The 22056-nt window shown below is 53.7% G+C and carries 25 protein-coding genes; 7 read left to right on the top strand and 18 right to left on the bottom strand.

From position 1 onward, the window contains the following. Positions 1–46: 46 nt before the first annotated feature. Together FCL47_RS04600 and FCL47_RS04605 are read right to left on the bottom strand one after the other, a co-directional pair. Positions 47–1096: an Mrp/NBP35 family ATP-binding protein gene (locus FCL47_RS04600; RefSeq protein WP_136812302.1), complete on the bottom strand. Its 1050-nt coding sequence runs from the start codon at positions 1094–1096 to the stop codon at positions 47–49. Continuing rightward, the gene (locus FCL47_RS04605; protein WP_167496364.1) at positions 1093–1548 is read right to left on the bottom strand and encodes a NifB/NifX family molybdenum-iron cluster-binding protein; all 456 of its coding nucleotides are present in this window, start codon (positions 1546–1548) and stop codon (positions 1093–1095) included. Before FCL47_RS04605 ends, FCL47_RS04600 begins: the two co-directional genes overlap by 4 nt. Before the next feature lie 599 nt (positions 1549–2147). On the opposite strand from FCL47_RS04605, the gene FCL47_RS04610 reads away from it, so the two are divergent. Next, entirely contained in the window at positions 2148–3644 is a 1497-nt protein-coding gene (locus FCL47_RS04610; protein ID WP_136812304.1) for an SDR family oxidoreductase, read from the top strand. A gap of 5 nt (positions 3645–3649) precedes the next feature. Here FCL47_RS04610 and FCL47_RS04615 read toward each other — a convergent pair whose 3' ends face one another. Genes FCL47_RS04615 through FCL47_RS04630 form a run of 4 tightly spaced genes read right to left on the bottom strand, consistent with a single transcriptional unit; the run spans position 3650 to position 7927 of the window. Next, positions 3650–4849 carry an ABC transporter permease gene (locus tag FCL47_RS04615; RefSeq protein ID WP_136812305.1) on the bottom strand — a complete coding sequence of 400 codons (1200 nt, stop codon included), beginning with the start codon at positions 4847–4849 and terminating at the stop codon, positions 3650–3652. 6 nt (positions 4850–4855) lie between these two features. Continuing rightward, positions 4856–6061 (bottom strand): ABC transporter permease, encoded by a 1206-nt coding sequence (locus FCL47_RS04620; protein ID WP_136812306.1) that lies wholly within the window; start codon positions 6059–6061, stop codon positions 4856–4858. Between the two features lie 4 nt (positions 6062–6065). After that, positions 6066–6779, bottom strand: a complete 714-nt coding sequence (locus tag FCL47_RS04625; RefSeq protein WP_136812307.1) for an ABC transporter ATP-binding protein — start codon at positions 6777–6779, stop codon at positions 6066–6068. Continuing rightward, the gene (locus tag FCL47_RS04630) at positions 6776–7927 is read right to left on the bottom strand and encodes an efflux RND transporter periplasmic adaptor subunit (protein WP_136812308.1); all 1152 of its coding nucleotides are present in this window, start codon (positions 7925–7927) and stop codon (positions 6776–6778) included. Before FCL47_RS04630 ends, FCL47_RS04625 begins: the two co-directional genes overlap by 4 nt. Before the next feature lie 620 nt (positions 7928–8547). Between FCL47_RS04630 and FCL47_RS04635 the strand changes: the two genes are divergently transcribed. From FCL47_RS04635 to FCL47_RS04645, 3 genes are read left to right on the top strand one after another with little or no spacing between them, the layout of a single operon-like run. Then, positions 8548–9429: a metal ABC transporter solute-binding protein, Zn/Mn family gene (locus tag FCL47_RS04635; RefSeq protein ID WP_136812309.1), complete on the top strand. Its 882-nt coding sequence runs from the start codon at positions 8548–8550 to the stop codon at positions 9427–9429. Between the two features lie 13 nt (positions 9430–9442). Beyond that, the gene (locus FCL47_RS04640) at positions 9443–10204 is read left to right on the top strand and encodes a metal ABC transporter ATP-binding protein (protein ID WP_136812310.1); all 762 of its coding nucleotides are present in this window, start codon (positions 9443–9445) and stop codon (positions 10202–10204) included. Next, a complete protein-coding gene (locus FCL47_RS04645) occupies positions 10197–11048 on the top strand; it encodes a metal ABC transporter permease (protein ID WP_136812311.1) in 852 nt (283 codons plus the stop codon). Before FCL47_RS04640 ends, FCL47_RS04645 begins: the two co-directional genes overlap by 8 nt. Positions 11049–11077: 29 nt before the next feature. Here the strand turns inward: FCL47_RS04645 and FCL47_RS04650 are convergent, their stop codons facing one another. The 8 genes from FCL47_RS04650 to FCL47_RS04685 all read right to left on the bottom strand — a co-directional run bounded on the left by FCL47_RS04650 (position 11078) and on the right by FCL47_RS04685 (position 16127). Next, positions 11078–11668 (bottom strand): class I SAM-dependent methyltransferase, encoded by a 591-nt coding sequence (locus FCL47_RS04650; protein ID WP_136812312.1) that lies wholly within the window; start codon positions 11666–11668, stop codon positions 11078–11080. Positions 11669–11756: 88 nt separating this feature from the next. Next, complete coding sequence (locus tag FCL47_RS04655) at positions 11757–12284, bottom strand: (Fe-S)-binding protein (protein WP_136812313.1); 528 nt, start codon at positions 12282–12284, stop codon at positions 11757–11759. 75 nt (positions 12285–12359) lie between these two features. After that, a complete protein-coding gene (locus FCL47_RS04660) occupies positions 12360–12893 on the bottom strand; it encodes a hypothetical protein (protein ID WP_136812314.1) in 534 nt (177 codons plus the stop codon). A gap of 134 nt (positions 12894–13027) precedes the next feature. Continuing rightward, positions 13028–13624: a class I SAM-dependent methyltransferase gene (locus tag FCL47_RS04665; protein WP_136812315.1), complete on the bottom strand. Its 597-nt coding sequence runs from the start codon at positions 13622–13624 to the stop codon at positions 13028–13030. Positions 13625–13844: 220 nt separating this feature from the next. Beyond that, the gene (locus tag FCL47_RS04670; RefSeq protein ID WP_136812316.1) at positions 13845–14147 is read right to left on the bottom strand and encodes a ferritin family protein; all 303 of its coding nucleotides are present in this window, start codon (positions 14145–14147) and stop codon (positions 13845–13847) included. Between the two features lie 234 nt (positions 14148–14381). Beyond that, complete coding sequence (locus FCL47_RS04675; RefSeq protein ID WP_136812317.1) at positions 14382–14840, bottom strand: cupin domain-containing protein; 459 nt, start codon at positions 14838–14840, stop codon at positions 14382–14384. Between the two features lie 61 nt (positions 14841–14901). Then, positions 14902–15486: a uracil-DNA glycosylase family protein gene (locus FCL47_RS04680; protein ID WP_136812318.1), complete on the bottom strand. Its 585-nt coding sequence runs from the start codon at positions 15484–15486 to the stop codon at positions 14902–14904. Between the two features lie 155 nt (positions 15487–15641). Next, entirely contained in the window at positions 15642–16127 is a 486-nt protein-coding gene (locus FCL47_RS04685; protein ID WP_136812319.1) for a BCAM0308 family protein, read from the bottom strand. A 76-nt stretch (positions 16128–16203) separates the two neighbouring features. On the opposite strand from FCL47_RS04685, the gene FCL47_RS04690 reads away from it, so the two are divergent. Next, positions 16204–16761, top strand: coding sequence for a hypothetical protein (locus FCL47_RS04690; protein WP_136812320.1), 558 nt, complete (start codon positions 16204–16206; stop codon positions 16759–16761). A 35-nt stretch (positions 16762–16796) separates the two neighbouring features. Next, complete coding sequence (locus FCL47_RS04695) at positions 16797–17216, top strand: VOC family protein (RefSeq protein ID WP_136812321.1); 420 nt, start codon at positions 16797–16799, stop codon at positions 17214–17216. A 170-nt stretch (positions 17217–17386) separates the two neighbouring features. On the opposite strand, the gene FCL47_RS04700 is transcribed toward FCL47_RS04695, so the two are convergent. The 4 genes from FCL47_RS04700 to FCL47_RS04715 are packed head-to-tail and all read right to left on the bottom strand — an operon-like array spanning position 17387 to position 21791. After that, a complete protein-coding gene (locus tag FCL47_RS04700; RefSeq protein WP_136812322.1) occupies positions 17387–18061 on the bottom strand; it encodes a lysophospholipid acyltransferase family protein in 675 nt (224 codons plus the stop codon). Positions 18062–18068: 7 nt separating this feature from the next. Next, positions 18069–19379, bottom strand: a complete 1311-nt coding sequence (locus FCL47_RS04705; protein ID WP_136812323.1) for a glycosyltransferase — start codon at positions 19377–19379, stop codon at positions 18069–18071. Further along, positions 19376–21631, bottom strand: coding sequence for a hypothetical protein (locus FCL47_RS04710; protein ID WP_136812324.1), 2256 nt, complete (start codon positions 21629–21631; stop codon positions 19376–19378). The genes FCL47_RS04705 and FCL47_RS04710 overlap by 4 nt, the downstream gene beginning before the upstream one ends. Then, positions 21591–21791: a hypothetical protein gene (locus FCL47_RS04715; protein WP_136812325.1), complete on the bottom strand. Its 201-nt coding sequence runs from the start codon at positions 21789–21791 to the stop codon at positions 21591–21593. The genes FCL47_RS04710 and FCL47_RS04715 overlap by 41 nt, the downstream gene beginning before the upstream one ends. On the opposite strand from FCL47_RS04715, the gene FCL47_RS24310 reads away from it, so the two are divergent. Beyond that, on the top strand, positions 21783–21950 hold the full coding sequence (locus tag FCL47_RS24310) for a hypothetical protein (protein ID WP_153306348.1): 168 nt from the start codon (positions 21783–21785) through the stop codon (positions 21948–21950). The two genes, FCL47_RS04715 and FCL47_RS24310, sit on opposite strands and share 9 nt — an antisense overlap. The last annotated feature ends 106 nt before the right edge of the window (positions 21951–22056 follow it).

Raw genomic sequence — 22056 nt, forward strand, 5'->3', positions numbered from 1 at the left:
ATAGGCGGTTGCATCGTTTCATCCGATGGTGGTGGTGCGGGCTGCATTATTGGCAGGACGGCAGCCGGTCGGCCACCTGCCTCGCTATCGTCAGGAAAATCGCGCCGGTGGCAGAATCCGGTGCCGACACCATCAATGGCACCCCACTGTCTCCCCCCTGGCGCACCTCGAGATCAAGAGGAATGGCACCAAGCAGGGGAATATCCGATTCCTTACTGAGCTTCTCCCCTCCTCCTCTTCCGAAAATATCGATCGGTTGAGTCGAATGCGCGCAAAGAAAATAGGACATATTTTCAACAAGACCGACGATTGGATGTCCGGTCTTGTTAAACAGCGAAATAGACCGCCGCACATCCGCCAGGGCAACTTCCTGCGGCGTGGTAACCATGAGTATTGCGCAATGGGGCAAAGCCTGGGCAATGGTAATAGACGGGTCGCCGGTTCCCGGGGGAAGATCAATGACCAGATAATCGAGTTCCCCCCAGTTTACCTGATCGAGCAACTGATGAATCATCTTCGAGACCAATGGGCCTCGCCAGATAAAAGCATCGTTTTGCCCGGCGGTCATACCAAGGGACATGATGCGCAGGCCATACTTTTCTCTGGGCACAATCATATTGCCCTGCTGCTCCATGGCGTTTGACAGAGCAAGCATCACGGGAACGCTCGGTCCATAGACATCTGCATCCAAAAGACCTACGCTATATCCCTGTTTGACAAGGGCCAGGGCGACATTAACCGCAATTGTCGTTTTGCCGACACCGCCTTTCCCGCTGGCTATTGCCAGAAATTGTTTTACTTTTGCAATACCTCGTAACGGGGCTTTGGGAAATAACTTCTCTGCTTCTTCCTGACTTAAGGTTGCAACCTGCACTGTAACTGCAGAAACCCCGGGCACGGCCGTCACCGCTTTTTCAATTTCGTCGATAAAAACCTTTCGCAGCGGAGAGCGATCATTTTTAAGCGCCAGGGTAAGCGTGACAACATCTCCTTGTGTCGAGATGTTACGAATCATGCCGATATCGATGAGACTTTTTTTAAGTTTAGGATGCAAGACTGTCTGCAGGACCTGGCGGATTATGTTTTCCTCTATCATTGTCTTCCTCTGCCCCCGCCCATCCCGCGTCCTTGTCCCTGTCCTCGCCCACCCCCTCCGCCCCGACCAAGACCTCTGCCTCCACCCGTCCCGCCTGACGGAATATCTGCCTGGGCCGGAGTGTCGCGATATTCGCCTTTATTGAATCTGGCCAATGCCTCCTGTACCGTATCTTCAGGTGAGGCATCCTCGAAAATTTTAATACCCGATGTTTGAAATACCCTCAGGGCATTGGGCCCGACACGGCCAGTGAGAATCCCATCCACACCTTTATCCAGCATCTGGGTGGCCGCACCAATCCCTGCCCCCTGTCCCTGTGCGGCAGCACTGTTTTCAACAACTTCCACCGAACCGGTGTCCGTATTAATAATCAGGAAATAAGGTGCCCGGCCAAACCTGGCATCTACCTTTGCTCCCATTTCCTGCCCTGTGGACGTTATGCAAAGTTTCACGGTATCCTCCTTGAGTTGATGGCTTTCAGGTATCCTGCCTGGTTTTTCTTGCTCCATCGTCTGTCAGCTTCTACCGCAAAAGAGGAGCAGAAACCGTGCCAGCTGGAAATTTCAATCTGATTACCCCTCATGTTCAGCCGCTGCACCAGGGTGTGCACTGTTCGTGTCCCGGGACGCCGTAAACCCATCCCTGGCTGCATGCATCGTGCCCGACAACATCTGAACATCTATGGCCCTGGTCGAATTGCTGGAGAATTGGAGTTGGCAGAGCCGGCGGCCCGGTAATCTGCAAAAAATTGTAAATTTAATATGAGAATTTTAGCAGTTTTCCCTGAGGTGTGGGCGAGTGCGGTATCAATCGCGCTGCAATATACCCAACTATTCGGAATGATTTTGTTTTTAATTTACTGAGAATGCTGGCACTGGTGCGTTGCCGGTGTTTGTTAACCGCACAGAAAGATTGCGAAAATCAATTTTGAGTGGTAGTTTCGCGCTCTGTCTTGAGCAGCCTCCAGAAAAAAGATGTTCTGAACCGGTGCCTTGCTATAGCTCACTGTCTAACAAAGTTACTTGCATCAAACGGGAGAAAAAGGATTAAAATGGATTGCGGGGATAAACCGGTACTGGTATTGGGAGCCACCGGCTATGTTGGTGGGAGGCTACTGCCCGTTCTGCTCGAACGAGGCTGGAAGGTACGCGCGGTCGGACGTTCCGCAGGCAAGATCCAGTCCAGGTCCTGGGGCAGCCATCCCAACCTGGAGATCATTGTCGCCGACGCCCTGGACACTGCGGCGCTAACCGAGGCCATGCGCGGCTGTCGGGCAGTGTTTTACCTCATACATTCCATCAGGCCCGGGGAACATGATTTTGCCACCCTGGACAGGCGAATAGCTTACTCCGCGGTACAAGCTGCGCGAGCGGCCGGGATGGACTGGTTTCTTTATTTCAGCGGCCTGGGCAATCCGGCGCATCTTTCCGAGCAGCTGCGCTCGCGTTATGAGGTCGGAGAGATCCTGGCCCTGGGTGGTGCCAGAGTAACTCAGCTGCGTGCGCCTTTTGTCCTTGGCTCGGGTGGAGCCTCTTTTGAGATGATACGCGCCTTCTGCGGCTATCTGCGGATTATGCTCGCCCCGCGCTGGATGGATACCAAATGCCACCCCATCGCCATCGCCAACGTGATCAATTACCTGGCCGGCTGCCTGGAACACCCGGAGACTGCCGGGCAGATCTACGAGATCGGCGGCCCGGAGGTTCTTTCCTGGCGGGCGCTCTTTCGTATATATGCCGAAGAAGCCGGGCTGCCGCCCCGTCTCGTCCTGGTTCTGCCCCTGCGCATCAACCTTATTTCCATTGGCTGGATGAACCTGGTCACCCCCGTCTCTGTGGCTCTTATCCGCCCCCTGATAGAGCGCATGCGCGATGAAATTCTCTGCCGCGATGAGCGTATCAAAGAGATTGTGCCGCAGAGGCTCCTCTCCTGCCGCGAGGTCATTATCCAGGCCCTGGACGAGGTGCGTCAGGGTGAGGTTGCGTCCAGCTGTTTTGACGCCGGCTCAACCCGTCTGCCGGAGTGGATTGAGGGGCAGGCCCACTCTGAGGCCAGGTTTTTCCGGGACACCTTCTTTGTCACCCTGGACGGCCCGCCGGAGCTTGCCTGGAACGTAGTCAAGCGTATCGGCGGCAACACCGGATGGTACTTTGGCACCTTTCTCTGGCAGGTGCGCGGTTTTGTCGACAAAATGCTCGGTGGTCCGGGCCTGTCCCGGGGCCGCCGCCATCTGGATTCCGTGGGTGTTGGCGACAGCCTGGATTTCTGGCGGGTCGTTGCGGTGGAGGAGTGCAGCCGCCTGCTTCTCCGGGCTGAGATGCTGGCCCCCGGGGATGCCTTTCTCGAGTTCCGGGTGCAGGTGCTAGGTGACGGCTCCACCGAGTTACGCATGACCCCGAGCTTTGAACCACGCGGTGTCTGGGGAAGGGTGTACTGGTGGATCATCGCCCCGTCCCATGCCCTGCTCTTCGGCTCTATGCTCAGGCAGATGGCCAAAGCTGCCGGTGCCAACGTTCTGAGCGGGCCGTCATGCGTAAGACAATGCTGACCCTGCTACTCCGCCCGCAAGGCCTCAACCGGATTTAGACCGGCTGCATGGCGAGCCGGGAGTACGCCGGCCAGAAGACCTATGCCGATCGCCAGGAGTTCGGCATAGACGGCATAGATCCAGGGGGTATGGGTTGGCAGGGCCGGAACAAATGTCCCCAGCAGCCAGGCGATCACCGTGCCGAGAAGAAGCCCGGCGAGTCCGCCGATTCCAGCCAGCACCGCCGCTTCGCCGATAAAGAGCCAGAGGATCTGCCGACGGTCGGCGCCGATGGCCCGCAACAGACCGATTTCCGGCGTTCGTTCATTGACGGCAATGGTCATGATGGTCACGACCCCTACCCCGCCGACCAATAGAGATATGGCCCCCAGCCCGCCGACTGCCATGGTCAAAATACCCAGTACCGACCCCAGGATCTCCAGCATCTCCTCCTGGGTGGTGATGGTAAAATCTTCGGCTCCGTGTCTGCTTTTCAGCAGTTTTTTGGCCCGTTCGGCGATGGTCTTCGATTGCAGATCGTTCTGGTACAGAAGATCGATCTCCATCAGGCTTTGCTGGTTGAAAAGACTCATCGCCCGAACCGTGGGAATATACACCGCATCATCCAGATCAAACCCGAGCATCTGGCCCTTTGACTCCATCACCCCGACCACCCGATAGCGTTCGCCGGCAACCCTGACGATCTGGCCAAGGGGGTTGGCATCTCGAAACAGCTCATTTTTCACCTTGCTGCCCAGCACCACAAAGGACCGGGCCGCACGGCTGTCATCCGACGGCAGAAAACGGCCTTTTGCCACCTTGATCTGCCAGACTTTGGAGGCTGATGGGCCCGCGCCGAGTATGGTGGTCCGGCGGCTGCGCTTGGCAAATTCGACCGGTCCATTGCCCTGAATCACCGACACCGTATCGAGCACGCCGGGGATCCGCCGCAGCGCTTCTTCGTCGGCAATGCTGAGTGGGCGGACATTGTTGATAATCGCCCCCGAGGTGCCGAGAGTGGTCGACCGGCCTGGATTTATGCCGATCAGGTTGGTGCCGAACTGGGTGAATTCAGCAAGGGTAAACTTTTGTATTCCCTCGCCGATCGAGGTCAGCAGCACCACGGCGGCGATACCGACGCTGATGCCCAGAATGGTCAGAAAACTGCGCATGCGCTGGTCCATCAAAGAGCTGAGGGAAAGCCTGACAATGTCACGAATAAACATGAGTTCTCACCGCCGTGAAAGCGAAAGTACCGGGTCGAGCCGCGCGGCGCGCATCGCCGGCAAAACCCCGAAAACAAGACCAGTGACAAGTGACACAACCACTCCTGCCACCAGAGACCATAAAGGCATAGTGAGCGGGAATTCCGGGAATGCCCGTTCAATGCCCCAGGTACCGGCTGCCGCGACCAGCAGCCCCAGGGCCGCACCGAGAATCGACAGGATGGCCGACTCGGCCAGGAACAGGGCGATGATCTGGCCATTTCTTGCACCGATGGCTTTCAGCAGGCCGACTTCGGCACGACGCTGCGAAACGGCGATGAGCATAACATTCATGATCAGGATACCGGCCACGGCAATACTGATGGCGCCGATCCCGGTCACCGTCAGGGTCAGGGTGGTAAAGATACGATCAAAGGTTGCCAGTACCGCGTCCTGGCTGATAACGGTGACATCATCCTCGCCGTCATGCCGCGCCCGGATGATTTTCACCACCGTATCCTTGGCCCTGGCAATGGCATCCCGGTCCACGGCCTCAATCATAATCCTGAACAGAGACGCACTGTTAAACAGCGCCTGGGCCGAAGCCACCGGAATTATCACGATATCGCCCATATCCATCCCGATTGACTGCCCTTTTTTCGCCAGAATACCGATCACCCGAAAACGCCAGTCGCCAATGCGAACCGTCTCCCCAAGGGCCGGGGTACTGCCAAAAAGCTCCTGCTTAATCTTATATCCCAGGACGCAGACGGCGGAAGCTCGGCTGGCATCGCCCTCCGGCAGAAAGCGCCCCCCTGCCATTTCCAGCTGGCGGACCTGGAAAAGATGCGGGGTGGAACCGAGAATCGTCACCTCTCTTTCCAGTCCTGCCCTGGAAACGGGGGCGGCGCCGAGGGTAATCGGTGCCACATAGCGGATATATGAGGATCGGAGCAGGGCCGTGGCATCCTCCAGGGTCAGGTCCCGGGGGGTGATTCCCAGCAGAGGCGGCGGCCCGCCGACCGTCTCGGAGCGGCCCGGCAAAACGATGAGCAGATTGGTCCCGAGCGAGCTGAACTGGCTGATAACATAGTTGCGCGCCCCATCCCCCAGAGTCGAAAGCACCACCACCGATCCCACGCCGATAGCCATGGCCAGAAGCATCAGCAGGGTCCTGGTCGGATAGCCGACGGAGGCGCGAACGGCAAAGCGTATGATATCGGTTATCTTCATACCGTTATTCTCGTGGCTGCTCTGCCGGGCCCTTCTCGTTAATGGACGGACAGCGATCCGACTCGATCCGGCCATCCACCATATGGATCTGCCGCCTAGCCCGCCTGCCAAGTTCCGGATCATGGGTCACCATGATCAGCGTAATCTGCTGCCGATTGAGACTTTCCAGAATGTCGATAACCTCGTTGCCCGAGACCCGATCCAGGTTGCCGGTGGGTTCGTCGGCCAGCAGGATATGGGGCTGCATGATGGTCGCCCTGGCAATGGCCACCCGCTGCCGCTGCCCCCCCGAGAGCTGATCCGGCCGATGGCGTGCGCGATCAGTCAGGCCAAAGGCCTCGACCGCTTCCTCGACGCGTTTTTTCCTCTCTGCCACAGCCATGCCAGCGAGCATCATGGGCAGTTCGATATTTTCCGCCGCCGACATCCTCGGCACCAGGTGAAAAAACTGGAAGATGAAGCCGATCTTATGGCGGCGCAGGGCTGCCTGCTGGCTGTCGTCCAGCCTGGTCATATCCTCGCCTTCCAAAAGATATGTGCCGCTGTCCGGCCGGTCGAGCAGGCCGATCATGTTCAGTAAGGTGGACTTCCCGGATCCCGAAGGCCCCATGATCGAGACATACTCCCCGGTGTCGATATCCAGGTCAACATCACGCAGGGCGTTCACCTCTTCGTCACCCACGGTAAACACTCGTTTAATCCGGCTCAGGCTGATCACGGTGACTCCTTGGCTCTCATCGCCGATACACCGTCCTTCAAGCCGGGTTTATCGACATTGACCACCACCAGCTGATCTTCTTTCAATCCCGTAACGATTTCGGTAAAAGCCCAGTTGGCAAGCCCCAGGGTGACCTCAACTTCATGAACCTTCTGCTCATCAGCCATAAAAACAAAGACCTTCCTGCCGTCAATAATAGCTTCAGTGGGGATTTGCAGCCTGTCGGGCCGACTGGCGATGATGATTTCGACATCGGCGCTGTACCCTGCCAGCAGATTTTTGAAATCATCCTTTCTGGCAAAAGAGGTCTCGACGTCAACAGTCCGGGCCTGTTTCTCCACATCAAGGACATACGGGGAAATACGTCGCACAGTCCCGGTAAATTTTTTGTCTTTAAAGGCATCAAGGCTGATTCGGCTGTCCATGCCGACGCGGACCGCCGCCGCATCCACCTCGTCGATAGGAGCAGAAATATAATAGCAGTTGTTTTCGATGAGATCGATCGCCGGAGGAGTCGGGACGCCGATGGGGGACGGGGTGACATACTCGTTCAACTCCCCTTCTATCTTGGCAACCACGCCATTAAAGGGGGCCACAAGGCGGGTCCGGGAAAGATTTGCCCGGGCGACATCAACGCGGGCACGGCCCATGAGTTCGGTCGCCCGGGAAGCCTCGCACTGGGCCTGAAGCGACTGGGCCTGGGTGACGGTGCGATCGGTCTGCTCCGCTGAATCAACCTTGTTGCGGAAGAGCCGCTGCGCCCTTTTCGCCTGCCGGCCTGCTTCCTCCGCCGACAAACATGCGGCTCTCGCCTGAGCCTCGGCGACCGCGGCCTCGCGCTCTGTCAGGTTCAACTGGGCTATGAGGTCATCGTTCCAAATCTCCAGCAACAGGTCGCCGGTCTTCACCTGGTCCCCTTCATGGACAGGCAGACGCGCTATCTGCCCGCCAATACTCGGCGAGAGCTTGGCCCTGCGGCAGGCGTTCACGGTTCCGGCCCGGGTATTGGCGACAGTCTTTTCAATTACGCCGCGGGTCACCGGTTTGACCACCACCTCAAGGGGGGATGGCCGGGTCTTCTGCCAGATAAAAAAAGCAATACCTGCTACAACCCCCAGGGCTACCAGCCAACGACTCAGCCTCCCCATCCCTGCACTCCTTTCGGTTGATATCAATTAATTCTTTTTTAAGTTTATTCTCAAATGTGATTACGACTAAACCTCAGCTCTATAGGGATATGAGATGCCCTATGCACGGGACGCCATAAACCCATCCCTGGGGGCTTGACCGCAGCCATCCAGGCTGCGGAACACCCGTGCAAAGGGCATCTCATATCCCTCTGGACACCTACTAAGCTGAACTTTAGTGGTCATCACATCCTCAAATGGATATGCGTTGGTACTGTTCGTCTCCGATCTTACATGGTTTTAAAATCTTTTGACATGCAAGTTTCAGGACATGCATCAAACAGCACTGCCTGGGAATTAATAAAATAGCGCAATTTGTGAAATGATAGTACCTTGATATTTATTAATAAATGTTCATAGTTAGACTGCTTGTCAACAAAAGGCACCTTGCTCTTTTCCGGCATAGAAACAGTAAGAAACAAGAACACCGATTCATAATGATGCCAGGCCGCGTAACAGGGGCCATTTGCCAGCTCGAGATCACCTTTATCATCACGATAAGAAAAATCGCTCGAAAATGGTTTCCAAGTTTGTAACAGGATAGTAAAAGGAGTGTCAAACAGTGACACCGGGGAGACAACGTGACAACATTCTTAGGAAAAGCTATTAGAAATACGGTACTTTTAGGTACTTTTTTGGGGGGTATGCTCTTTGTTGCCCAGCAAGCAGTGGCTGCGGTCGAGGTCTTTGTCTCCATTCCGCCTCAGAAATGGCTGAGCGACAAAATTGGCGGCGAACATATCACAACCGGCGTATTGATCCAGAAAGGACAGGATCCGCATACCTTTGAGCCAACGCCCCGACAGGTAATGGCACTGACCCGTGCACAGCTCTACTTTACGGTTGGAATGGAGTTTGAAAACCAGATTATCGAGAAACTTCGGCAGAGTTCCATGGAGCAGAAAATTGTCGATTCCACGGCCGGTATACAAAGAATCGCCCTCGTGAAACATGATCACAATCACAATCACACCGGGTTCGACCCGCATGTCTGGCTGTCGCCTGTCAATCTGAAAACCATGGCGGCCAGAATGACCAGCGCCCTGATTGGTATAGATCCGGAAAACAGCAGTGACTACAAGGTAAACCTCGACAAGCTGAACCGGGAACTGGATGCGCTGGACAGCGATATTGCCAGCCAGCTGCAAGCCTATGCCGGGGCGACATTTTTTGTATTTCACCCATCCTTTGGTTATTTTGCCAAAAGATATGATCTGCACCAGGAGGCGGTTGAAGTAGAGGGGAAATCCCCGACTCCGAAACAGCTTGCAAACCTCATCGCTGAGGCGAAGGCCGATAAGGTAAAGGTTATTTTCGTGCAGCCGCAGTTCGACCCTCGCAGCGGTCAGGCGATCGCCAGGGCCATTGGCGGGGAAGTGGTTCCGCTGGACGCCCTGGCTGAAGATGTGACAGGAAATCTTAAAACTATTGCAGCGAAAATATCTGCTGCTCTGGCCCAATAGCAGCAGGAGTACCATGACCGGAAAAAACGCAGCCATCGAGATCCAGGGGGTTTCTTTCCGCTACGATGAAAGGCAAATTCTTGAAGACGTTAATCTGACGATTGATCCTTACGATTCTGTCTGTATCGTCGGACCGAATGGCGGCGGAAAAACCACCCTGATCAAATTGATCATCGGCCTTCTTACGCCAAATACCGGATCAATCACCATTTTCGGTAAACGTCCGGAGGATGCGCATCGACTTATCGGCTATGTGCCGCAATTCGCCCAGTATGACCGCCAGTTCCCGATTTCGGTGCAGGAAGTGGTATGTATGGGCCGGTTGGGAAACTCCTTTACCGGCCGATACAGCCGTGAAGATAAACAAAAAACCCTCGATGCGCTGGGGGAAGTGGGCCTTGCCGGTCTGCAGGACCGTTCTTTTTCCGCACTTTCCGGCGGGCAGCGGCAAAGGGTGCTGATTGCCCGGGCCCTGGCCTCCGGCGGGAAGATACTCATATTGGATGAACCCACCGCCAATATTGACCGGGAATCGGAAACGCAATTTTTTGATCTATTGCGAGAACTGAACAAGCGGATGACCATCCTGATGGTCACCCATGAAATAGGCTTCGCTTCATCTTTTTTCAGTCGGATTGCCTGTGTTAATCGGGAAGTAATTATTCATCCGACCAGTGAACTGACCGGCAGACTTATTCGGGACATGTATGGCGGTGACCTGCAGATGATTCGCCACGACCATAGATGCAGTGACGAAGGACATAAACATGTTTGATTTTTTTGCAGCACTCGGCGATCCGAATCTGCCTTTTTTTCGCTACGCGGTAATCACCGGCCTGCTCGCTGCCGTGCCTTTTGGCATTATCGGCACCTATGTGGTGGTGCGGCGAATCAGCTATATTGCGGGGGCTATTTCACATTGCATGCTTGGCGGTGTCGGACTGGGCCTGTATCTCCAGAATGCCGTGGGAGTCACCTGGTTCGGCCCGCTGCATGGCGCAATTCTTGTCGCCCTGCTGTCGGCGGTAATTCTGGCCATGGTGAGTTCTTTTGCCAAACAGCGAGAGGACAGCGTGATCGGGGCCCTATGGTCCGCCGGCATGGCCATTGGTCTGCTCTTTATCGCCAAAACGCCGGGCTATACCGACCCGATGAGCTATCTCTTTGGTAATATACTGCTTATTACCCGCAACGATATCTTTTTTGTTCTCCTGCTGGATCTGCTCGTCGTCTGTATTGTCGGAATTTTCTACAATAAATTTTTAGCGATTTGCTTTGATAATGAATTCGCTGGATTGCGCGGTGTCCACACCAACTTGCTGTACCTGACCCTGCTCTGCCTGACCGCCCTGACCATTGTCCTGCTGGTGCGTATTGTCGGTATCGTCATGGTAATCGCCCTGCTGACCCTGCCCGCGGCTATCGCTGGGAATTTCGCGACGAGTATCCGGCAGATGATGCTGCTTGCGGTCTTGCTCTGTGCGATTTTTATCCTGTCCGGCCTTGGCATAAGCTACGAACTCGATCTGCCCAGTGGTCCGGTCATAATTACTATCGCCGCCGTGGTCTATCTGCTGGTATCCGTCGGGTTGAAATATCTGCCCGGCGGCAAGGCATAACTCCCGCGCCTGACTGGCACCGAGACTCGTCAGGAACTCTTTTCCCACTGGAAAATGCGCATAGGCGGAATGTTGCGCAGCTCGATCGAGGTGCGCCAGGGCCCCAGGAAAGGCTCGCATAATTCGGCAACCTGATCTTTCACCTGGTATGCCACAAAGCGTCCGTTGGGCGGGAGTACAGAAGACACTGCCGCAACGATCTGCGAGCCGGTGTCGCGGCTCATGGTTGAAAAAGGGATGCCGGAGATTATTGCATCCGGGGGATCCAGATCATATTGCGCGATGATTTCTCGCAGTTCACTGGCGCTGCCCAGATGCACTATGAGCCGGTCGTCTTCAATTTTGCTTACCAACCCATGGAAATTGGGATTTATTTCGATACTGAGAAGCCTGGCCCGCTGCGGCATCGTACGCAATATTGCCCGGGTGACTCCTCCTATGCCAGGCCCTAATTCGATGATGACCCTGGCCGAAGCAACTGCAGAGGCCTGCACAATCCGTCTCTCCAAAAATCGAGAACTTGGAATAATCGATCCGATCTCCAACGGGTGTTTTAAAAACTCCCGAAAGAAAAACAGGCGACCATTCATTTTAAAGATGTTACCTTTCTTGTCTGGCATCGGTTTATTCCTGAGGATGTATCCTGAAGAGTCTGAGGAGAAGCCATCTTTCAGACTGGTGAGCCCTCTTTGCCGGGCAATATTCTGTTTAACAATCGGTAAAATCGAACTGGCTGAGATAGTTGGTTAAGAGCTGTTTCTTCTCACCGGCCAATGAAGGACAATCCTCTATGCCCTTTGCCCCTTGAAGAACCAAGGTTGAAAATACAAGGCAGGTTGGCTGCCCGCATTCCCGGCAGTTGGTTTTCGGTAAAAGCTTTAAAATCTGCATTATTTCCGGTTTTTTTGGGACATCGTATTTCGGTGTTATCCGGTGTCGATTCTCCCAGGCATCATTAATCTCATTTTTCATCCATGCCACAACTTTTTCAGCTTCACTGGCATCCTTTAACGCATTTACGGAGATTCTGTCCGGGTGCACAGTGATAAGCCGGCCATGAATTTTAAACATAACGGAAAGTGGCGATGCGGTGAAACCCGTGCCGCCAAGTACACTGTTCAGGTACGGAATGACTTCACTGATATCCTGTTCAAGATGGGCATAACAATTGAGGGATTGAAAGCTAGCATTACACCCTGGCCTGAACATTTCGATTCTGTATTTTTTCAGCAGCATGGCGGGTCCTGATATGTTTGTTGCGCAATATTTTAACGCAGCGTTAAATCGTTGTCTGTCCTCTTGGACAACGGGTTAGGCGCCTGGCTGGTCAGCTGGCCCGGGAGCGGTCTCAAATTTACTGATGATGTCGGTCACGAACCTTTCAGAGAAGCCGGCGACAAAAGACCAAAACATCATTTTTGCATAATCGACCGATTCCCCGTGCACCGCAAAGATCGTCGAGAAGCCTTTCTTTACTTCAATACACAGCTCATTGCTATCGGGAATAAATTTTGGAAACAGGTCTCCGCTTATGAGTGTTGAAATGAACAGCACGTAAAGCACCACCGCGAGGATTCCGCCGACGAGTGGCGACAGGCACACATATACCCACGAATTTGCCAGCAGTGCCAAATCATCTTCCGACATGAGTTTCAATCGACGCTGCAGACCAACAAAACCGCCGATAATTCCCGCCGAAAACGCCGCTATAGGCGCAGTGACGAACTTGCCTTCGGGTCTGTGGAGCGTCAAAAATGCGCCACAGATCACCAGGAGCACCAGGACCGCCAGCGCAATTGCCAACCTGTTGCTGATTTTGCGAATAGCCTGCAATTTTTCAGTCATGGGGCTCCCCCTCCAAGTGTGAGGTGGCTACTCTTCAGTTTCAAGGTCACGTCCGGCGGCGCAATCAATGCAGCATGAAAATGTAGCCCTGCCGGGATCAGTCTTCCTTTTGATTGGTGTCTTGCATATATTATTCAGGAGATTTTAATCATTTTTTTGAAATTAATCGTATAATTTCGCTTGCTGCCAAATACCGCGCTTACGGTAAATCCGTGGGCTATGACGAGAGACTGCAGCTCATCCATACTCAGCTTGTCTGGATCACCGGCCAATTCTGAAATAGACAAGATTCCGTCTACCTTCAGAATTCTATAGATTTCCTTCAGGTAGCCCGTTTTATTTTCGACCTCGCCAATGACCGTCACCATAAAGACTCTATCGAAAAAATCACTTTCAAGATCCAGGCTGATACCATCCGTTAATGTGTAGATAACGTTGGTTATTTTTCTTTTATCGAGTCGTTTTTTGGCGATATCCAGCATTTCCTGCTGGATATCGAGTAAATAAAGCCTGCCTTTCCGCAACTTCCTTGCGACATAGGTGCTGAAGTATCCGGGGCCCGGGCCTATTTCCAGGATTGTATGGTCTTCTTTTAGATCTAATCTTTGGATCAGCTTTTGGGGAGAGAGAAAGATGTTTCTGAGAGGAAACAGCAAGGTAAAGGCATATTCAGGGGGAAATACACCTTTTCCTGAAAAACTATTTTTGTATGGTTTCCCGGTTTTTGCCATTGTTAACCCTCGCAGGGAGTACGGTAAGGCAATTGTGGTGCTGGTGATGACGTCGTTTCATTATGAGATGCAATGGAACGAGCAGGTAGTCTCCCTGAAAGTTGTGGCAAGTTTTGTCTGAGGGGGTCTGTTTGCTCGCGCCAGCGCGTACTGCGCTGCCGGTCAACACGAAGCCCTGTCATGGGAGAAAGGCACGACTTGGTGTTGACCGGGAGAAAATTTATTTCATTTTCTTGATTTCTTCTTCTACCTCTTCTGCTCCCTCAGCATAAAATTTGCCTTCGTCCGGAGCAAGCTCTCGAAGCAGTCGGAGAAACTCGCCTGCATGCACACGCTCCTCGTCGGCTATATCCTTGAGCACCTCGATGGCAAGTTTGTTATCTGTTGACTCAGCAAGCTGCATGTAGAGTTGAATCGCTTCATACTCTGCGGCAATCATGAAACGAATTGCCCTGATGAGTTCCTCATTGGTCAGTTTCCTGTCATGTGCTAATCCTGAAAACGGTGTTCCAAATTCTGGCATGATCATTCTCCTCTACGTGTGTTTGTACGATTTCCGCCCGACGGCTGAGGTGTGCGGAAGTGGCCCCGTGCGTCCGCGAGTGATCGGTATCGCCCGGCTTGCATGGAGATTATGGGGTTACGGTTCACAGTGCGTTATTTCATGTGAAGTCTGCAAGTTAACACAGGATACTAACTGATTTCAAGAGCATTGTCGCCCGCCGGCAGCATCGGTCGTTTGTTTTGCAGTCGCTCGTTAAGGAATAATGAATTTGACACATTCTGGTGCTATGGAGGCCAGCAGTTTGCCGGCACCCGACTCGGGAGCAATGAGCTCAAAATCGGCGAACTCAAACCCTGGCGCGACAGTACAACCAAGCAGAACCGTATCACAGACTGGTTCCGCAGCCTGCCAGACACCTGCAGGTATGACAGTACAGAAACAATTGTCCCGGAGGGATAATGTTATGCACTCCGGCGGCGTCTCTGTGCCGTCCCAGGTGTAGAGACGCAGTCCTGTCCCTTGGTAAAGGTTCCAGACTTCATCCGATGTAACCTTGTGAAATCTGCTTTTTTCATCTGCATGGAGAGAAAAATAAATATGGGTCAGTGCCGACCGCTCTGCTCCCTGATCTGTAACAATGGTTTTCGCGGACCTGAAGACCTCGCGATACCTGCCTCCTTCGGGATGTTCTGTGAGATTAATAGGCTTCATGGCTCTGGGGCGTGCAGCTCCTCAAGGTGTAGAGTGATTCAGATATACCGCCGGTGGATTTTTAGCAATAATCTGAATGATGTTCGGCGTTTATTAATTCACGGTATTTAACAACCACACGCTTGAAGTCTTCCCAGCCAGGACGTTTCAGCTGCGGATTTCGCAATAGTGCGGAAGGATGATAGGTAGCGAGTGCCAATCTACCCCTCCAGTCGATCCACTGTCCCCGTATCTGGGTAATTTTGGCGTTTGGATGAATCAATCCTTTTACTGCTGTTGCACCCATAAGTATAATGATTTTAGGGTCTATTATCTCTATTTGCTGATATAAATACGGCAGGCATGCTGTTTTTTCGGTTTCGTTGGGTGGTCTATTCTTCGGTGGGCGGCATTTCACAATATTGCTGATGTACATATGTACATTTCTGTTAAAACCACTTGCCGCAAGTATTTTATCTAAAAGCTCACCTGATTTTCCTTGAAATACCTGGCCGCTTTTATCTTCATAAAAACCGGGAGCCTCTGCGATGAGCAGTATCGCAGCATGAGGATTGCCATTACCAAATACGGCATGCGTTCTCGTTTGATGCAATGGACATTTGGCACAGGACAAAACTTCCTGTTTTAATTCTTCAAGATCACGCATCACAATCACTCAGCTGACAGTCAGGCACCCGGAATTATTATATTTTTACGCAAAATGATCATGTGCCTGCACAGCCGTTGCAGGATGGATCTTTTCCCAACATGCCCTTTTCTCTATTGACGAATGTCGTACTCCTGGTCCGTCCAGCCAGCTGCTCAAGGACGTTCCCACACAACGCGGATCGATTTTTCTCCGTCCCCATAGGTGAATGACAGCTCCCCTTTATAGGCCCGGGAAAGCGCCTCGCCAATGCGGCGGGCGATATGAATACCGGTAGTCGTTATCAGGGTCTGCTCCTCATCCTCGGCTATGTCCATGATTCTTTCCAGCGGACGCTCACCTTTTTCGTCCTTTTCTTCGTTGCGGATGAGATTCAGCATCTCCTCCTGATGCTCCTTGAAAAAGGATCCCTTCAACTCCAGGTACCCGGCCGGGTAGCTTTCGGCAATGCGTCGACAGGCGGGGCAGACCACCTTGTTTGCCTTAAAGGGTGGTTCATACCAGGTCCAGCGGCCCTCGATGTAGACAGCATTGCATTCGGTACATGCTGTCGGCTCCGGCCACTTCTTATTGTCTCCGTAGGTATCGTGATGTTTTTCCTGCACTAATCTGTCTCGTCGTCCGTATTGACTCTTGTCCATTGAGCATCCTCCTTTGTCTGTCGAAACATTGCCGGCCAGTTCAGCCGGAAAGCAATTCCGGGGATGATTCCCTTACATGGTCTTCAAGACTTCAATACCGCTTTTCACCTCCCGTTTTTATCCTTGCTGGTCCTGTCATTTTTTACCTGGTGTCGCTGGCATTGCCGCACTGAAACATCCCCGTACCATTTCTTTCACCGGTCGTAAAAATTGCCAAAAAACAGCGAAGCCCCCTGGGGATGGCTTTACGGCCTCCCGGGCAACGAACGGTCCACTCCCTGGTTCAGCGGCTGAACATGAGGGGCAATCAGATTTTATTATTACAGTATACTCCATCGCCGTCGAAATCAACCATCCGTCTTCTCTGACAGGGAGAAGGCGCTCTCTCGCCTTGCCTGCCAATCTTCAGGGAGTGCAGACCAGTTTTGATATTGACCTCCAGCGATTCAATGCTAATGATTGCTGGGTACCGCCCGGGTGCGACTGGTTTATCGTCGATACCGACGGGGTAATCAAAAATACTGAAGGTCATGCCGACCAAACCCGTCGGCCGGAGCCTGGCGAACTCGTCGATTTCTCGCAGTCAATTGCTGCACAGATATGGCTGCGTCCGATTGGATCGGTCGCTGCGTGAGGGCCATCAACTGGAATTTAAGTGGAGAAGGAAATATGAAGTTTCTGCATACAATGGTGAGGGTGAAAGATCTGGATCAGTCGGTTGATTTTTTCACAAAAAAACTCGGCTTGATTGAAACGAGGCGAAAAGACTACGAGGACGGGCGTTTCACACTTCTCTATCTTGCAACAGGCCCGGGAGAACCTGAAGTAGAGCTGACCTACAACTGGGACCAGGAGACCGCTTACAGTGAAGGGAGAAATTTTGGCCATTTAGCGTTCAGTGTCGAGAACATCTACGACTACTGTCAAATGTTAATGGACAAAGGGGTTACCATTTTAAGACCGCCCAGGGACGGACATATGGCCTTCATCCGTACCCCTGATCAGATTTCGATTGAACTCCTGCAGGAGGGAGAAAAACTGCCTGTCCAGGAGCCTTGGGCCTCCATGGAAAACAAAGGGAGCTGGTAGCGCTTCAAGCCGTCATCGACGGCAATACACTGGACGCATTTGCAAACCCCGCATTTTCGGCAACGCTCAAGGGGTTCGCGGCGGGAAAGTTCCTACGCGCCCTTGCCAGCATTTTTTTCAAATGATCATTCTAACAAGCCGCTTGGGTCAATTGTGGCAGTTCAAAAAGCTCACAGCAATAATTTTTCGAGCAGGTAATCGGTATTGTCAATATGCGCCTGCACCTTGTCGGTCCAGTTCCCGAGCTCGTCCGGCTGTACCTCGGCAGGTATTCTGAAGGGCTCCCCGACGCCCAGCAGGACACGACTGAAAGGAAGCGGAAACTCCATTTTGTCCCACCTTTTTTTCATAATGAGTTTATGGCGGGCTGCCATAGAGAGCGGCACCACCAGAAGCTGGAGATGGGAAGCAAGACGAACAAGGCCAAATCTTGCCAGATGATAAGGCCCGAGAGGACCGTCGACCGCGATAGCGAGACAACGGTGCGTTTGCAGAAGGTCGTCAAGCAACTCCTGCAGGGCACTGCCGTGCTGGTGATCCAGGATAATACAGTGATAGCCAAAGCGTCTGCAGAGGCCGGCAATCACTTCACCCCGGAATGATCTGCTGGTGAGGACACAGGCATCATATCCCTCCACCAGAGGGAAAAGCGCGACATGCTTGCCGTGCCAGAAGGCAATCAGCAGACGCTCCTTCCTGTCCAGGGCCTGACGGATGATGTCCAGACCGGTCATTTCCAGGCGCCAGGACGCCTTTGCCAAACGAAGCAACACGGCAAACACCGCAGCAATCCCATCGGCTGCAACAGATGAAACTTTCGGCCAGGTGCGAGGCTGTCTGCTCATGGATCTCTCAGTCCTCTTTTGGTCCCTCTGGTTTTTGCAGCTCTTTTGTCAGGGGCAGCCAATGGATGGTATCTTCTATTGCATGTCCGTAATTCTTTAAAATTTCAAACTCGGTGGAAATCCGTTTTCCTGCTTTCTGCCACAGGCTGTCATTTATTTGCGGCACGGACGATTCAGCATTGATATATTTGTTATACAGGTCAAGCATTTTCCGGACAGTGTTCTCAAGGGAAAACTGCTCCGCAGTCTGCTTGGCATTTTGCCGCAGTCGATCCCGCTTCTCCCCGGGAAGCTGCGCTACCCAGTCCAGGGCCTGAACAAAACTGCTGAGTTCCTCGACCGGAAGAAGCCGGCCGTTCTCGGTATCGACGACTACCTCCCGGACTCCCGGCGCATCAATCGCCACCACCGGTGTCCCGGCGGCCATGGCTTCGGCTATTACCAGCCCCTGGGTTTCTGACTGCGAGGTGAAAACAAACACATCCATGCAGCGGTAGGCTTTTGCCAGGCTGCGACGATCCAGGACCCCCTGCAGATGAATCCTTTCCTGAAGACCCTGTCGAGCAAAAGACGCAATCAGCTCCTCTTTGGCGGGGCCCTCGCCAATGAGCAGAAAATGAGCGGCGGGGTTCTGCTGCAGAAACCTGCAGACCGAGTCCCCGAGAAAGGAAAGATTTTTCTCCGGAGCCAGGCGGCCGACGTGACCGACCATAAAAACATCCTTTGCAAGACCAAACCGATCGCGCCACGAGTCTTCTTTCGATGCTGCAAAATACAGGGGATCGACGCCGGTTGGAATCACCTCAATCGGTGCCTCAATCCCCTGCTCCTGCAGCATATCGGCAATCGACCTGCTGGGAGCGATCACCGCATTGCAGAGGTTGCAGTAACCGCCTACCAGGTCAATGACAAAATGTTTAAGCGGGGCGGAATCGCCGGGCAGATAATGGGTGTACTGTTCGTAGCGGGTATGATGGGTAAAGACGACAGGCACATCACAGGAGACCGCAATCCGCAGGGCAGTTTCGCCGAGGAGGAAAGGATGGTGACTGTGGACAATATCCGGCTGGAAATCTTTAAGGACCCGGGCCACTGTTATCGGCACCGGCATCGGCAAAGAAAAATCGCTCCCGTTAAAGTTCTGCACCGCAGGTATCCGCAGCACACCGTTTTCGTTTTCATCCACACCCTCAAAGCGTGGCGCTACCACCAGTACGTGGTGGCCAAGCCGCCGCAGTTCATCGACCAGCCCCTGGACACTGCGGGCCACCCCGCCCACATGGGGAGTAAAAGTATTGGTGAACATGGCGATATTCATATTTTATCACTCCTGTTGATTTTCACATGAGCGGCCCCGGCCTCCGGAAAAACGACGGGAAAATTTGGCAGGCAGACAGATATCCGGGGGGGCACAGAGTGCCATTCCCCCTGCCAGGCAACGGTGATAGAGTCATCCTCCGGCGTAACCCGTACCGTCACCTTGCCAAAGGGAGTGGGGGTCGGCCCGAAGGATAATGGTTTGGGCTGGGACAGCCATTCCCGGAAAAGACCGGCTCCCAGCACCAGACTCTCCCCTTCTTCGCGGACGAAGCTGTTCCGCTGCATAACCACCCACTCTGCCGAAGCCCAGACATGATGACCGTCTCCCATGCAGCCGCCAAGTGTACGAGGATGTATGGCCTCGGGCCACTGACCGGTTGGCGAGGCGAGTTCGGCCACGGTACGAAAGAGAGCGAGTCCCCTGAGATCGCCTGCCCGCAGCAGTATCTGGGCCATGTGCAGCGTCAGGTAGCAGTTAATCCCGGAATGGATGACATCCTGGAAAAAGCCGCCTTGAAAAGTGCATTGCTCAAGGAGAAAATCAACGGTGGCCAGCAGCCTCTGATCATTGGCGGCGAAAAGCTGCAGCGGATACCCGGCGACCAGGGAACCAATCGCACCCGGATCCATTCTCCTGAAGGGAGAGGCCGGCATCCCCTTCTGATTCAATCTTTGAGCGACACCAGCCAGGCTTTCCTGCACACAGTCAAAGAGATGGTCGGCCTCCCGGCGAAAACGCTCGACAAATGGCAATTCCCCTGTTCGTTCAAACCAGTCGGCTGCTGCCCGCAAGCCGGCCACACCCCAGAAATCATCCCAATAATAGTAGTCGTTCGGTCCTAAGTGTTCCGCTGAAAATCCGGCCGGCAGCAAGCCGGCAAACGGGGTCCCGGTACCAGCAGGCAGCCGTTTGCGAATGATCCATTCCGCGCCGCGATGGATGGCGTCACTCCATTGCTTTCTGGGGGCCTTCCCCGACAGTCTACAGTATTGCCGGAACATCCACAGGACCTCCCCATTGGAATCCCACTCCCCCTCCTGGGAGTGAAAAAAACCGGTTACCGACTGGCGGCCGGGGAAGCTGTCGAGAAGGCGCTCCACCCGTGACAGTAAACCAGCCGCGAGCATGGCATGCAGAGCAAAGACCGCATCCCTGAACCAGAATCGTTTATAGGTGAATGGACCGGGGTAGATCTCTGCGGGGGAATGCAGAACAAGTGAGCGCAATGCTGCATCATAGAGGTATTGAAACAATGGCTCCGGGACTTCCAGCACTGCCGCCTCGGCAAGCGCCCCGCTCCATCCGGCAATCGATTCGGCAGAATGCTGTTTGCTTTCGGCGGCCAGAGGAATTGTGGCTTTTACCGTGATATTTCCTTCGGATACCCTGAACAGGGCAGCGGCGGTTGCCATCCCCACACGACATTGGATATCCTGCCGATCAGGAGCGGTGAACAGGCTGTTTTTCACATCTCCCTGACGGTAATAGGAAAAACTGGTCTTATCCGGATGCCGGGAAAACCTCACCTGATGCTTCCTGTCCACCAGCCAGCCGTCTTTTTCCGGCAGCAGATTGATATCATTTATAAAACTGACTCCTTCCGGATTATACGGCCGCAGGGCGACAACCAGCCATCCGGATTCCTGACTGCCCACCGACAGGTCGATGACACAGGCGGGAGAACCATCCTCCGGCAATTGAGCCGTCACCCGGGAAATCAGCTGGAGGCTTTTGTGGTTTACAACCGTCACCACGGCAACTGCCCCGATCATATCGAGATACTGGTTAACGGCAGCAAGTCTGGACGGATAAATGTTTTCCCCCTGGTCCGTCACAATCCAGGCATCGATGGACCAGCCGTCCCAGAAGGGGGTAACCAGGCCCCGAGGATCGACGATTGGCAGTGCATCAATGCCGGGAATGCCAACTGCGGTCCAGTTCCGGCAAGTCAGGTTGACGTGGGTTATGGAAAATGATCGGGGAATAAAGGCATCATCATGGGGATTATACTGGCGTTCTACCCAATAGGGCCAGACCCAGTCAAGATTGTGTTGAATGGCACCGGTATTCAACAGTCCACGGGCGTGAAAGACCATACCGGCCCGCAGCAGTTCCAGCGGTTCCCGAACTTCCAGAGGCTGTCCGAAGCCCTCCAGGCGGGACAGCAGCGAAACCGGATCAATAAACCCTCGGGATCGGGCAAGCGAGCTAATTATCCGTTTCCAGGGAACCCATCTGCGCAGTATCATAGCAGTTCCTCCCACAGCGAAAAGATCGGCGTATCTCGTGTGTTTCGGGCTTGTCAGGGGTGAAAATCAGACAGCCCATGGCCAACTGGGCGATATGGTGTCTGCCGATCACCCGAACACTGCTTCTTGCCCTGGGGACTTCACTGTCTTCATGTTGCACAAAGCGGACCTCCATACCGACCGCCAGATGGTCAAAATCACCGGCGGGAAGACTGTTCCGGTGAAAAGGGATTTCCTTTCCGTCAGAACGTTCGATCGTGCCGCTGTCGTCCGCCGGGAACAGGGTGAGAATCCATCGATATTTTTAAACTGGATGTGAACTGGTGATTGCATGGCGCCCCCCTTGTCAGAGTAAGTAAAGGAGTGGAAAAGCATCAGCAATAGGAGTATCGACGAAATAACTTGCCGACATCAGTTAAAGGATA

The sequence above is a fragment of the Desulfopila sp. IMCC35006 genome, from assembly GCF_005116645.1.
Taxonomy (GTDB): Bacteria; Desulfobacterota; Desulfobulbia; order Desulfobulbales; family Desulfocapsaceae; genus Desulforhopalus_A.